The following is a 14,092-nucleotide window of genomic DNA, read 5'->3' as shown; positions in this document are numbered from 1 at the left end:
CTGAATGGGATTTTTGCTGAGATTATTTTCGAAGAACGCTCTTTTCGTGTTCTTTATTTTCTTGCAAATTGTTGCTCTGGTTCTGATATTCTCTAAAAACGCCATGCAGAAATCCTGGATTGCAGGGCAGACTGCTGCTTTCAATTCATGGGTTTCAGGATATATTGACGAAGGGGTTTCTTATCTTAAACTGAAACAGATCAATGAGGATCTGGTAGCTCAGAATAAAGCCTTAATGATTCAGCTTTACGGAAAAGAAGGCGCAAAGAATCCGGTTTTCAGAAAAGTTCACGATACTTTGGGAGGAGGACAGATCTATACATTTGTAGATGGTGAAGTTGTTTTTAACAGTATCAACAGAAGTAATAATTATTTCACGATCAATCGTGGAAAAAGAGATGGTGTGCTCCCGCAGATGGGTGTAATGGCCCCGAAAGGTATTGCAGGGATTGTTATCAATTCTACAGAAAGTTATGCACTGGTTCAGTCGGTTTTAAGTATTAATAAGATCAGGATCAATGCGGCTTTAAAAAACTCAGGATATTTTGGTACCCTTACATGGAACGGGGACAATTCAAGAGTGATGCATCTGGCGGATATTCCCAAATATGTTGCTTTGAAAATAGGAGATACTGTTGTGACTGACGGTAAATCTGCCATTTTTCCAAAAGGGGTGATGGTCGGAACTATCGCAGGGTATTCCGTGGATAATAAAACAGGTTTTTGGGATATCTCCGTAGAGCTGAGTGAGAAAATGGGAGCTTTAAATAAAGTATACGTTGTGAAAAACCTGAAGAAAGCTGAAGTACAGAAAATTCAGGATACATTGCAGGCAGTAATAAAAAAAGAAAATGATTAGCAGGACATTATTTACGGATATTTTGATCATGATTTTTCTTGTTGCATTACAGATATTTGTACTCAACAGGATTACTGTTTTTGGGAAATATACTCCGGTTCTGTATCCCGTATTCGTTATGTTTTATCCTTTCTTCAGAAATAAATTTAAGTTTTTGGCTTTAAGTTTTTTAATCGGGCTCGCCGTCGATGCTTTTCTTTATTCCTGGGGGATCAATGCATTTGCTACCACTCTCATTGCCTATTTCAGGACCCTGATCTTCAGGACCTCTACAGATACTTCTACAGACTTTTTTTCATTTCAGTCCCTTCAGTGGGCACAGTTTTTACTGTTTTTGTTTTCAAGCATATTTTTACATCAGCTTTTAGTACAATATATAGAATTCTTTAAGTTTAGCAGATTTTTTGAAATATTACTTAATGTGTTGGTAACGAGTATAATTTCCTTTATATTTATCGTTATATATGCATTAATATTTAAAATCAAACAGAAAGTTTGAACACACGTTATTTAAAAATTTTTTCCGCACTTGCTGCTATTGCCTTTATTTTTGTGGCAAGGCTTTCTTATTTGCAGCTATTTACAGACCGGTATGCATTGAACGCTGCCAACACTTCCATTAAAATAGAATATATCATTCCGCAAAGAGGTGTGATTTTTGACCGGAATGGTAAGATCATGGTAGGAAACCAGCCTGCTTATGAAATTTCTTTTACCCAGGCCCTTATGAAACCTGATTTTGATACAATTGGGTTTTGTGGCTTAATGAAGATCACGAAAACAGACTTCATTAATAAAATTAAAGGGATCAAAAAAGAAAAATACTACTCAAAACTGACCCCGATGACTTTCATCAAGGACCTCAGAAGGGAAGATATAGCAAGGGTTCAGGAAATTATTTTTAAATACCCGGCTTTCAGTATCGTATCAAGGCCTCAACGGCAATATGAGGTTTCCACCTCCGGGAATCTTCTTGGGTATACCAATGAAGTGAACGAACGGGATATCAAAAAAGATTCTGCCTATTACTTGCCGGGCGATTTCGTAGGGAAGTCCGGAGTTGAAAAATCCTATGAAAAAGAACTTCGCGGGATAAAAGGAATGAAATATATCCAGAAGGATATCAAACTCCGAAGTATAGGCTCTTACAAAAACGGATCATTGGATAAAGATGTTGTAACAGGTAAAGATATTACCCTGACCATTGATTATGACCTGCAGAGAATGGCAGAAGAGATGCTGGTGAATAAGCATGGAGCCATTGTAGCATTAGATCCGAATAACGGAGAAATCCTGGCATTGGCAACAGGACCGGATATCGATCCAAATTTATTTACAGGCCCTTATAAGTCAAAAAACTTATATGCATTATCAAAAGATACGATCTTCGAAAATAAACCAACGTTTGACCGCTCTGTTCAGGCAGCCTATCCTCCGGGTTCAACATTTAAGCTGTTAACCGCTTTAGCAGGAATGCAGATGGGAGTAATGGATGAAAAAACAATTTTCCCATGCGGCGGAGGCTTTAACTATAAAGGATTAAGAATTAAAGGACATGGTGGTGCAGATCCCCTGATCCCAGCTATACAGATTTCCAGCAATTGTTACTTTTCTCATGCTTACTTAGCCATTATGAATAAATATCCGGGAAATCCTTCCAAGGGAGTTGACGAATGGAAAGAGATCATGAACAGCTTTGGAGTGGGAGTGTTCTTAAACAATGATCTGGCTGTAGGAGCAAAAGGAAGAATCCCTTCCGGTGAATTCTATGAAAAAAGACAGAAGACACTTAATAAGTACAGCGGTAAAAAAGATTTCAAAAACTGGGACCAATTAGCTACAGGAGCTGTTTTTAATGGAATGGGACAGGGTGATATATTGGTAACGCCTTTACAATTGGCCAATTATACTGCCGCTATTGCCAATAAAGGATGGTTTTATACCCCGCATATTGTAAAATCCATTGATGGGAAACCCAACCCTGACCCGAGATTTAAGAAAAAACATAAAACGCTTGTCGATCCTAAACACTTTGATCCTGTACTAAAAGGAATGGAAGCTGTTGTTTTAAGAGGAACAGCAAGAGGACTGAAATCCAATGATTTTACCCAGTTGGCAAAGACGGGAACGGCGCAGGTTCCGCAAGGGAAAGACAACTCTATCTATGTGATGATTGCCCCTGCAGATAAGCCTAGGATTGTGGTGGTTGCCGTAATGGAGCATGCCGGATTCGGGGCGACATGGGCGGGGCCCGCCTGTACGGTGATTGCAGAAAAATACATTACGGGAGACCTTAAAAGAGAGCATCTTTACAAAAAGATGACCACTTCCAGCTTTATGCCCGAATATAAAAGACAATGGGTTGCAGATCTGAAGCGTAAAGGTTTATACGTTGAACCGAAGCCGGATTCCATTAAGCTTAAAAGAATACAGGATAGTCTGGAGTTTATAAAAAAGCAAAAGGCGAAACTGCAAAAGAAAATAGACGAAGAAACCAAAAACAATAAAACCATCAAGCAATGAAATGGACGGAAGGATTAGATAAATTAGGCTTAGGCTTATATTTCCTGCTTTGCCTGTTTGCCATTGCCAATATTTACAGTGTGGATCAGAAGTTAGGAGAAAAACAGCTCATCTTCTTCTGTATTTCCCTGTTTGTAGGGCTTATTATTTTTGTGGGAAGAAGCAAGTTCTTCGAAAATATGGCAGGCATTTTCTATATCGGCGGTGTGTTATTATTGATAGGTCTTTTCCCTTTTGGAAAAGAAATATTAGGACAAAAAAACTGGTATAAATTCGGAAGCTTTACCATGCAGCCCGTTGAGTTTGCAAAAATAGGAACAGCACTTATGCTGGCCAACTATGTTTCCGGGCCGGATTTCAATCTGAGTAACAGGAAATCTCTCTGGACATCACTGGCCATTGTAGGTATCCCTGCTGTTGTTGTATTGGCCATTCCGGATGTAGGATCTTTATTGGTTTTTACAGCGTTCTTTATTGCCTTGTACAGAGAAGGATTAAGCGGTTGGTTATTTGGAGTGGGCTTTACGCTGGCTGCTGTATTTTTAACATCAATTGCGGTAGACCCGTTATACGTAGTTTTATTTTTATTGCTTATTGCTGAAATCATCATTGCAATTGCAATGTTCAGGCTTTCCATGGATTTTTTACTGATTGTCGGGATCATTGCGGCCCTTGTGATTGCGTACTTTATTCTCATATTCAATCCATATATTTTATTGGGTATAGTTGTAGCGGCTGGAATCTTTTTAATTATTAAAGCCGTTCAGAATTCAGTAGATATCATTTCAATTGGGTCTGTGGCATCCGTTATTCTGGTGCTTTCCGCCATTTCCTTTACAACGCCTTATATTTTGGAAAAATTACCAAAGCACCAAAGAGAAAGAATTGAGGTGCTTTATAAAGGCGAAAAAGCTTTTAGAGATACATCAGGATATAACTTGTTATATTCGAAAACAGCGATCGGCTCCGGAGGGCTTTTAGGAAAAGGTTATCGTGAAGGATCGGTTACGCAGGGTAAATTCGTACCCGAACAGGAAACCGACTACATTTTCTGTACAGTAGGAGAAGAATGGGGATTTGTAGGAAGTGCCATTCTGATTCTTTGCTATATGATCTACATTGGCAGGATCTATTATCTTGCAGAAAGACAGAAATCTACTTTTAACCGTGTTTTTGGCTATTGCTTTGCTTCCATTCTCTTAATGCACTTTTCAATCAATTTAGGGATGGTAATGGGGCTTTTCCCGACAGTAGGTATCCCGTTGCCGTATTTTAGTTATGGAGGAAGTTCCCTGTTAGCCTTTTCGATCATGACCTTTATCTTCTTTAAACTGAATTATTCGGATAAGAATAGCCTGGTTTAACTTTCAAGTTGGTAAGCAGAAAGCTGTATATTTAATACTTACAAGATAATCTTATAAGTAAATAATCTGCTAAATCAGCGGGAGAAAATCAGAGACGTCAATCAAGCAACATGAATATGAACGAAGCTTATATCTCAGATCAGAATTTTAACAATACAGATTTTAGCCAATATTCATTAGAAAACGGAGAATATGAGAACTGCACCTTCAGGAATTGTAGTTTTGAATATGTTGACCTTTCAGAATTTAAATTTACCGGTTGCGATTTTACAGAATGCAATTTTAAGCATGGCAAGATTGTTTAAAACCGCTTTTCGCGATGTGATGTTCAAAGAATGTAAAATGTTCGGCCTTCAGTTCAGTGACTGTAATGAGTTTGGGCTTTCATTTAAATTTGAAGGATGCTCTCTGAATAATTCTACCTTTTATAAAACAGCCATTAAAAAAACAGTTTTCAAAAATTCAAAACTGCATGAGGTGGATTTTGAGGAATGTGATGCATCAGGTTCTGTATTTGCGAACTGTGATTTAGCAGGGGCAATTTTTGAGAATACCAACCTTGGAAAGGCAGATTTCAGAACTTCCTTCAACTATTCCATAGATCCGGGCTCAAACCTTCTTAAAAAGGCCAAATTCTCACTTTCCGGAGTATACGGGCTCCTCTATAAGCTGGACATAGAAATAGAGAAGGACAATTGATTTTTGTACCAGATTATGAACACTCATATTCCCCTTCCTTGAAGGGGTGGATTTTTGCAAAGCAAAAAGACGGGGTAGTAAAAATAAAAAACCACCAGAAAATCCTGATGGCTTATTATTTAAATCAATTATTTAAAGTCTAAAAACTTGTTCCGGTAGTTGTTGTTGCCAGGTTGTTATTCGCTTCTCCGTTTTCATTGATCACCCTTTTAGCAAACCTGTACTTTGGTCCCCAATAAGAATCATTCAGAGAAGATATCATAACTCCTTTTGAAGTCGCGGAATGAATAAACGTCACTTCCCCTTCCTCAGAAACACTTTCCACAATACCCACATGAGAAATTCTTCTTCCTTGGGAAAAGAAGACCAAATCTCCTTTCTGCAGGTTTTCTTTCTCGATTCTTTCTCCTTCCTGAGCCTGAGAAGCAGCTACTCTAGGTAAACTAAGGCCTGCTGCAGCACCGAATACAGAAAGAACAAAAGCCGAACAGTCAATACCGTTTCTTGTCATTCCTCCGTATCTGTATGGAGTTCCAAGGTAGGTGGCTGCTTCAGCTAAGATATTGTCGATTGTTTTATTGTGTTTGATTGCTTTGGCAATCTCAGAATTTTTAATAGAATTTTTTGCACTGGCTAAAGATGCTGCTTTTTCAGCAAGAAACGAGTCGATTAGTCTCTGCTTGTCCAGCTCCATTTTCTTAGTATCAATAGAAGCTAGTTTGGCATCTGTTTTGTATTCTTTAGTATAAGTTGCCGGTTTTGAAACTACATAATTAGTAACACAAGACTGTAGAGAAATAGTAGAAACAAAAGCCACTAAATAAAACAAAACTCTTTTCTTCATATATATTTGATTACCGTGTTAAAAAGGAATATTTATTTTTCAAAAGCATTACAAAAGTAGAGATTCCGGTAAAAAGACCCCTGATATGATTATTGTCAGGTTCTTATTTTAACACTATTTAACATATTGTTTGAGTATGTTAAAGAAAAACAAACCGCAATGCCCCATTTTTGGTGAGCCTGCGGTTTTTTTTATTAAGATTTTTTAACAAAATAATTGCTTTCTCTTTATTGAAGGGCATTCGGGATTTAAAACTCTAATTTTCCCGATTGTTAATAAAACAAAAAAACTCCCCGAAAGATTTCAGGGAGTTTAACTAATATGGAACTTTACAGATGTTATCTTGTAAATAACATTTCTCTATATTTTGTCATGGGCCAAAGCTCATCATCCACCATCATCTCAAGATCGTCGGAAGCATCTCTGATGACATCAAATAAAGGCTTTACCTTATTACAGTAATCTTCTGCCTGCTTTTGGCTGCTGGATACCGCTTTTGCCGTTGCACGGGCTTTAAGAAGATCTTCAACACTCACTTTGATTTTAGAAACATTTTCTGAGATATTGGCTATTAAGCTCATCTGCTCCTTCGCCAGTGTTTTAAATTCCTTGTCACCAAAAATTTCTTTAAGGCCTTTAACGTTTTCAATGAGTCTGTTCTGATAATTTAAAGCAGAAGGAATGATGTGGTTTCTTGCAATATCACTTAAAACTCTTGCTTCAATATCGATAACTGTAGAATATTTTTCAAGTTTGATCTCGTTTCTGGCTTCAACTTCTCTGTGGGTGAATATGCCCATCTCTTCGTATAGAGCCAAGAACTTTTTATCCATTTCCTGCTTTAACGCTTCGGGAGTGGTTTTTAAATTATTCAGACCTCTTTTTTTAGCTTCTTTTGCCCAGTCGTCAGAATATCCGTCACCTTCAAACATAATGTTTTTACACTGCTTGATGTATTCTCTTAATACATTGAAGATCGCTTCGTCTTTCTTCAGACCCTTTTCAATTAAAGCATCAACCTCTTTCTTGAAATCATTCAGCTGTTTGGCAGCAATAGTATTCATTACAGTCATGGATTCCGCACAGTTGGCAGAAGAGCCTACGGCTCTGATCTCAAATTTATTTCCTGTGAATGCAAACGGAGAGGTTCTGTTTCTGTCCGTATTATCCAAAAGGATTTCCGGGATCTTTCCAACGACATTCAGTTTTAATTCTGTTTTTTCTTCAGGAGATAATTTTCCGTTGGTTACTTTTTCAAGCTCTTCCAAAACGCGGAATAACTGGCTTCCGATGAATACGGAAATGATGGCAGGCGGAGCCTCGTTAGCACCTAACCTGTGATCATTGCTTGCAGAAGCAATACTTGCTCTTAAAAGATCTGCATATTCATGAACAGCCTTTATCGTATTTACAAAGAACGTTAAGAACTGTAAGTTTTTCTTAGGATTTTTCCCCGGGCTTAATAAATTTTCTCCGGTATCAGTAGCAAGAGACCAGTTATTATGCTTTCCGCTTCCGTTTACCCCTGCGAATGGCTTTTCATGGAATAATATATGGAAGTGATGTTTGTGGGCTACTCTTGCCATAATGTCCATCAATAAAGAGTTGTGGTCTACCGCTACGTTTACCTCTTCAAACATCGGAGCCAATTCAAACTGGTTGGGAGCCACCTCATTGTGTCTTGTTGTAACAGGAATACCCAGTTTCATACATTCGATCTCCAGTTCCTTCATAAAGTTCATTACCCTTGTAGGAATAGAACCGAAATAATGATCATCAAGCTGCTGTCCTTTCGCAGGAGAATGTCCTAATAATGTTTTACCTGTTAAAACCAGATCCGGACGGGATTGATACAATGCCGAGTCAACTAAGAAATATTCCTGCTCCCAGCCTAAAGTAGGTGTTACTTTTGTTACGTTTTTGTCAAAATACTGCATTACGTTGGTGGCAGCTTCATCTACAGCATTCAAAGCTCTCAAAAGAGGTGCCTTATAATCTAAGGTTTCCCCTGTATAAGAAATAAAGATAGAAGGGATACAAAGTGTAGTACCCATAATAAATGCCGGAGAAGTAGGATCCCATGCAGTATAGCCTCTTGCTTCAAACGTATTTCTGATTCCTCCGTTCGGGAAAGAAGAAGCATCCGGCTCCTGCTGGATAAGCATTCCTCCACTGAATCTTTCAATTGCCCTTCCTCCTTCAATAGGAGTGAAGAAAGAATCGTGCTTTTCTGCAGTACTTCCTGTCAAAGGCTGAAACCAGTGGGTATAGTGAGTGACTCCTTTGCTCATTGCCCAGTCTTTCATCGCTACAGCTACCTGGTCTGCAATGTGTCTCTGGATCTTGGTTCCTTTTTTGATCGCATCCATAATAGATTGGAATGCTTCTTTTGTTAAATATTCTCTCATAGTTTGTTCGGAGAAAACATTCTGACAGAATAATTCTGATAATTTTGCAGGAACATCGATGGAGTTGTCTCTTCTAAAGTCCTTAAATGGTAAGGTTTCTAACGCTTTGAATCTTAAAGTTGACATAATAGGATTGATTTTTACAGGGCAAATTTACAAAAAAAATGAATTGAAATTATTTTAGCCCTTATTTTTTTAGGGGTGTCGTTGGAAAAATAATATTTTTGCAAATGTTTAACCTTTAAATAAGATGGGTTTGAAAATTTTAATGTGAAACTTAAAATTCGGTATTGTTAAAAAACTCAAAATCATCAATATATTCTACATTGTACTTTTCACAAAAAATGATATCATTAAACAGCTTATTAAAAGATACTTAAAATAAGTTGAGCGGAGATTTTGTATATTTGTGTGAAATTTATTTTATGACAAATTCTAGAGCAAGAGAAACAACGGAAGCAATTGAAAGATTGTATATTTCTATGAGACACCTCTTTTACAGAGGTTTTTTTAAACCTGCCGGTGTTTCGGGAGAAAGTATCAGAAGCTTGTTAAAAATCATCAATCCTGAAATTTACGGAAGTATGAACATCCCCAGCAAACTGGAGCTGGATGGTTTGATGTATGTTTTAGACAGGCTTCCGGAAGGAATTGAGGAGTGCGCTTTTATTCATCTTACTTCAGATGAAGGATTTGATAAAGGAAGTTTCGAACCTATTGTTCCTAAAAAGAGAAGAAGAAACTGCTACAGGATAGATGAACACCAGATGAATATTGAAGTTCTTTTGGGGCGTTCGGAGATCTATGATATCCTTACTCACTTAACCTTCTTATTTATAGAAGCAGACAAGATCCGTAACCTGGCTTTTATCCAGGAAGAGAACTGGAAGCCTACGCGTGCATGGAGGATCATCGAAGAAGTAGTGAAAGGAGAGAAAAAGTTCAGCAGAAAGGAAAAAGAAGTGGCTCTTATTCATCTTTCTTCTTTAATAGGAAGATCTTTTGATGAGACTTTGAATGCTTATAACACTTTTGGCGACGATCATAATCCTGACCGTTTATTTAAGATCATTTACAATTTGGGAAAAGTAAGCCTGGAAGATGCCAAGCAAACCAGGGAAAGAGAGGTCCATTTCAGTGCGATATTAAAAGAAAGGGTAGGGCATCATTACTTTGGTGAAAAATGGGCGAACACGGTAAAGCAGGTTTTATTTGAAAACAATCTTCACATGCGCCCGCTTCATATTATTTCCGCCAATATGCACTCGGTGAAGAATATGCTGTATGCGAATGAAGCCCTTAAAAAGAAACAGAATAAGGATATTGATTATAAGCTGTACGAAGATATCTCCAATAAAAAAGACCTGCGGGATAAGGTTCTGAAGTATGCCTTGGATGAAGGAATGATCTATATTGATGATAAAAGCGGAAGCAATATAGACGTGCAGATCATTGACCTAAGCAAAACAGACCTGAAAAATACTCCGTTCAGTGGTATCAAGTTTGGCGGGGATGACGTGATTATGGTTTTCGACTATGCTTTCGGAGAGCAGGCTTTTGAAGTAATGGACGAGCTTTTGAGGCCTTATGAGCATAAAGGGGAGGTCTATATGATGAAGGTAAAATCTGTTTCCATTATGGGTAAAGCAGGTATTTTAGCCGGTGGAAAAGGGGATATTATGATCCCGACATCCCATATTTTTGAAGGGACGGCAGACAACTACCCTTTTGAGAATGCTTTAAAGCTTGATGATTTTAAAGATGATGAGTTAAAAGCATTTGAAGGCCCTATGATTACGGTTTTAGGAACATCACTTCAGAACAGGGATATTTTATCCTACTTTATGAATACTTCATGGAAGGCTATCGGTCTTGAAATGGAAGGGGCACATTACCAAAAAGCCATTCAGGTGGCATCTAAGATCAGGCATCATATTACTCCTGATTTATTTGTCTGTTATGCTTACTACGCTTCGGATAATCCTCTGGAAACAGGAAGTACACTTTCTTCGGGAGGTTTAGGCCTTACAGGAGTGAAGCCGACTTACCTGATCACTTTGAGGATCCTTGAAAAGATCTTGGAAAGCGGAAAAAAGCAAGCCCCAAAAAAATAATCTTAACAAAATTAGAAATACAATAAAACCTCAGATGCCAAGCATCTGAGGTTTTATTTTTTGAAGCTTCGGCAGATCAGATAGGCGACTGCACTGAAAAAATCTGCGTAATCTGCAAAATCCGCGGGAGAAAAAACTCAGGTATAAGCTTTAAAGTTTTATAATTGATATATCTTTAAAGGATAAATCACACACTCCTTGAGCCATGAAGCAAATATTAAAAATAATAACCCTTTTCGCTTTATCAGGATTTTTGTCCTGTAACAATAAAACAGAGAATACAAGAGCAAAAAAGGTTCACACGGATAAAGCTTCAACAGCAATTATTCCGGATAGTATTGAAAAACTTATAGTAGATGACTATCCGGTTACCAATGAAATGTTTATTAACAAAGGCAATGATCTATCCTATACACGGAAAAGTGGGCAGACTTTTTCCCATGATAAAGTCTGGTTTAGCAATGATATTTTAAGGCAGACTATTGTAGTTGAGCTTTATACGGATTATCACAGATTGCATACATTTCATTTTTATAATAATGCTGTCCCCAATGACCTCATCAGTAAAATGTGGTTAAGTGCCTATGGAGAGCCCGCCTCTGAAAAGCAGAAACAGAAAGATTTTAATGGTTTCCTGAAACAGGCTGCAAAAATAAGTTCATCATACTTTGTTACCAACAAAGGCTTTAAGCTTGGCGACCCGAAACAGAAGGCAGTCTCTTATTATGGTAAACCGGATAAGCAAACGATAGATGAAGGAACAGAAAAACTGGAATGGAATTTTATCGGGGATAATTCGTATGATATTAACACAGGTCCAAAAAGCAAGCCTTTGGCAAAAGACAGCTTTGGGCATCAGATTATTATGTATTTCAAAAATGAAAAACTTGTAGGACAAATTTTATCCAATGATATCCCTTAATTTATCAAGTTAATATTTGAGTATACTGAAAAAATCTGCATAATCTGCAAAATCCGCGGGAGAAATAGCTTTTTACCAAAGCCATTCATAGATAAAAAATGACCTCAACAGATGAGGATTTTATATATTATATAAATTACATTATCTTTAAAAAAATAAATTTTAAATGAGAAAATCGGTTGCAATCCTGTTTGCGTTTATCATTTCACAGTTTCAGGCCCAGCAGGCGCCTTATTATCAGCAGGCGGCAAAATATAAAATGGATATTGATGTTAACGCTGAGAAATTTACGTATCAGGGAAATCAGACTTTAGAATATACTAATAATTCACCGGATGAACTGAATGTAGTGTATTTCCATTTATATTGGAATGCCTTCAAACCTAATTCTATGATGGATCAGAGAGTAGCCGGCCAGGGTAAGAACGGAGATTCGAAACTGCAGAAAGACGGAATTTCAAGGCTGGCATCCATTTCTAAAGACCAGCAAGGAGCTCAGAATATCCATTGGATCAGGCAGAATGGCAAAGAACTGAAATTTGAGGTTCAGGAAACCATGATGAAGGTCTATTTAAATGAATCGATCAAACCCAACTCAACAACAACCTTCACAATGGAATGGGATGCAGTGATTCCGCAGCAGATCAGGAGAAGCGGCAGAAATAACAGGGAAGGGGTTGATATGACGATGACCCAATGGTACCCGAAAATCGCAGAGTATGATTATGACGGATGGGCAGCATTTGACTATGTGGGAAGAGAATTCCATGCTCCGTTCTCGGATTTTGATGTGACGATTAAGATCAGCAAAGATTATGTTGTAGGTGCAGGAGGTATTCTTGAAAATCCGGGTGAAGTAAAAGGGTATAATACCAGTGCAAAGATCAAAACAGGAAAAGATCAAAAAGCGGAATGGAAATGGAAAGCTAAAAATATACTGGATTTTGTATGGAGTGCGGACAGAGATTATATCGTAAAAAACTTTGATGTTCCCGATGGCCCGAAAGTTTATCTGGTGTATCAGAATAATGACAAAACCAAAGTTTGGGAAGAGGCTCAGCCCTATATCACAAAATATTTCCAGATCATGAATTCACATTTCGGGAAGTATGCATATCCCAGCTATGCCTTTATCCAGGGTGGAGATGGGGGAATGGAATACGGCATGTGTACCATGATCTTGGGTGAAGCTCAGAATATTGAAGGATTGATGGGGTTAATGGCCCATGAAGGAGCACACTCGTGGTATCAGCAGATGCTGGCGACCAATGAAAGCATGTATCCGTGGATGGATGAAGGATTTACAAGCTACGCGGAAACCTATGTCATGCATCAGTTGTTTCCTCCCAAAGAAGAGCTTCCGAATCCTTTCGTCAATAGTTTGAATGCCTACAGGAATTTTATTAAAAAAGGAATCGAAGAACCTGCAGTCTGGTTAGGAGACCATCATGACAATGGCACAGCATATACCTATTCTACTTATGTAAAAGGGGAGCTGTATCTGGTACAATTAGGCTACATCATGGGCGAACAGAAGTTAGCCGAAACTCTTAAGCGATATTATCAGGACTGGAGCATGAAGCATCCTTCGGGCAGGGACTTTCTTCATATTGCCCAGAACGTTTCCGGAATGGATCTGAAATGGTTCCATCATTACTGGATCAATACGACGAAAACGATAGATTACGGCATTAAGGATATAAAATATGATACAAAATCCACCACCATTACTTTAGTTAATAACGGTCAGGTTCCCATGCCGGTTGATTTCAGTGTGATCACTACGGACAAAAAAGTGGTGACCTATCAGATCCCCACCAATCTTACCCGTACATGGAAAGAAAAAGATATATTTGGCGACCTTAAAACGGTTGCCTACTGGCCATGGACACAAAAGGAATATACTTTAACCGTTCCATATACCAAATCCCAGTTGGCTGTCTTAGGAATTGACCTCAGCCAGAGAATTGCGGATGTGAAGATGGAGGATAATTTTGTTGAGGTGAAGTAAAATTTAAAGTAAAGATGAATATAAAAGATACCGCGTTTAATTATGATAAGTTCGGACATAAGTATTCAGGACACAGGCAAACTGATCCCCGGATTGCGGAGTATGTCTACCGTGAATTGGCAGAATTTAAAACCATTTTAAATGTAGGAGCGGGATCGGGATCTTATGAACCGGACGATAAATATGTAACCGCTGTTGAGTCTTCAGTTGTCATGAGAGCGCAGCGCATGGCCAACGGTAAAGTTCCGGCAATTAATGCCAAAGCAGACCATCTTCCTTTTGATGATCATGCTTTTGATGTTTCGATGGCAATGGTCACGATTTATCATTAGCCGGATATTGAAAATG

The 14,092-nt window shown here is 38.2% G+C and carries 12 protein-coding genes; 10 read left to right on the top strand and 2 right to left on the bottom strand.

The window, feature by feature from the left end; genetic code table 11:
* Positions 1-4 precede the first annotated feature (4 nt).
* The 6 genes from mreC to HNP38_RS17975 all read left to right on the top strand — a co-directional run bounded on the left by mreC (position 5) and on the right by HNP38_RS17975 (position 5,445).
* Positions 5-859: a rod shape-determining protein MreC gene (gene mreC, locus HNP38_RS10065; protein WP_184188730.1), complete on the top strand. Its 855-nt coding sequence runs from the start codon at positions 5-7 to the stop codon at positions 857-859.
* A complete protein-coding gene (locus tag HNP38_RS10060) occupies positions 852-1,358 on the top strand; it encodes a rod shape-determining protein MreD (RefSeq protein WP_184188695.1) in 507 nt (168 codons plus the stop codon). The genes mreC and HNP38_RS10060 overlap by 8 nt, the downstream gene beginning before the upstream one ends.
* A complete protein-coding gene (locus tag HNP38_RS10055; RefSeq protein WP_184188692.1) occupies positions 1,355-3,382 on the top strand; it encodes a penicillin-binding transpeptidase domain-containing protein in 2,028 nt (675 codons plus the stop codon). Before HNP38_RS10060 ends, HNP38_RS10055 begins: the two co-directional genes overlap by 4 nt.
* Positions 3,379-4,746, top strand: coding sequence for a rod shape-determining protein RodA (gene rodA / locus HNP38_RS10050; RefSeq protein WP_184188689.1), 1,368 nt, complete (start codon positions 3,379-3,381; stop codon positions 4,744-4,746). The genes HNP38_RS10055 and rodA overlap by 4 nt, the downstream gene beginning before the upstream one ends.
* A 110-nt stretch (positions 4,747-4,856) precedes the next feature.
* On the top strand, positions 4,857-5,051 hold the full coding sequence (locus HNP38_RS17980) for a pentapeptide repeat-containing protein (RefSeq protein WP_317166723.1): 195 nt from the start codon (positions 4,857-4,859) through the stop codon (positions 5,049-5,051).
* Positions 4,975-5,445 carry a pentapeptide repeat-containing protein gene (locus HNP38_RS17975; protein WP_317166722.1) on the top strand — a complete coding sequence of 157 codons (471 nt, stop codon included), beginning with the start codon at positions 4,975-4,977 and terminating at the stop codon, positions 5,443-5,445. Before HNP38_RS17980 ends, HNP38_RS17975 begins: the two co-directional genes overlap by 77 nt.
* Before the next feature lie 139 nt (positions 5,446-5,584).
* On the opposite strand, the gene HNP38_RS10040 is transcribed toward HNP38_RS17975, so the two are convergent.
* Together HNP38_RS10040 and HNP38_RS10035 are read right to left on the bottom strand one after the other, a co-directional pair.
* Positions 5,585-6,289, bottom strand: a complete 705-nt coding sequence (locus tag HNP38_RS10040; RefSeq protein WP_184188686.1) for a C40 family peptidase — start codon at positions 6,287-6,289, stop codon at positions 5,585-5,587.
* A 338-nt stretch (positions 6,290-6,627) separates the two neighbouring features.
* A complete protein-coding gene (locus HNP38_RS10035; RefSeq protein WP_184188683.1) occupies positions 6,628-8,823 on the bottom strand; it encodes a glutamine synthetase III in 2,196 nt (731 codons plus the stop codon).
* A 299-nt stretch (positions 8,824-9,122) separates the two neighbouring features.
* On the opposite strand from HNP38_RS10035, the gene HNP38_RS10030 reads away from it, so the two are divergent.
* The 4 genes from HNP38_RS10030 to HNP38_RS17970 all read left to right on the top strand — a co-directional run bounded on the left by HNP38_RS10030 (position 9,123) and on the right by HNP38_RS17970 (position 14,076).
* Positions 9,123-10,811: a DUF6909 family protein gene (locus tag HNP38_RS10030; RefSeq protein ID WP_184188679.1), complete on the top strand. Its 1,689-nt coding sequence runs from the start codon at positions 9,123-9,125 to the stop codon at positions 10,809-10,811.
* A 205-nt stretch (positions 10,812-11,016) separates the two neighbouring features.
* Positions 11,017-11,733 carry a hypothetical protein gene (locus HNP38_RS10025; RefSeq protein ID WP_184188675.1) on the top strand — a complete coding sequence of 239 codons (717 nt, stop codon included), beginning with the start codon at positions 11,017-11,019 and terminating at the stop codon, positions 11,731-11,733.
* 166 nt (positions 11,734-11,899) lie between these two features.
* Positions 11,900-13,744, top strand: a complete 1,845-nt coding sequence (locus HNP38_RS10020; RefSeq protein WP_184188672.1) for a M1 family metallopeptidase — start codon at positions 11,900-11,902, stop codon at positions 13,742-13,744.
* A gap of 14 nt (positions 13,745-13,758) precedes the next feature.
* The gene (locus HNP38_RS17970; protein WP_228461029.1) at positions 13,759-14,076 is read left to right on the top strand and encodes a class I SAM-dependent methyltransferase; all 318 of its coding nucleotides are present in this window, start codon (positions 13,759-13,761) and stop codon (positions 14,074-14,076) included.
* Positions 14,077-14,092: the final 16 nt, after the last annotated feature.

The organism is Chryseobacterium defluvii (assembly GCF_014204415.1).
GTDB lineage: Bacteria > Bacteroidota > Bacteroidia > Flavobacteriales > Weeksellaceae > Chryseobacterium > Chryseobacterium defluvii_A.
Note: the sequence above shows the minus strand (reverse complement) of the source record. Positions and strands in the feature narration are given on the sequence as shown.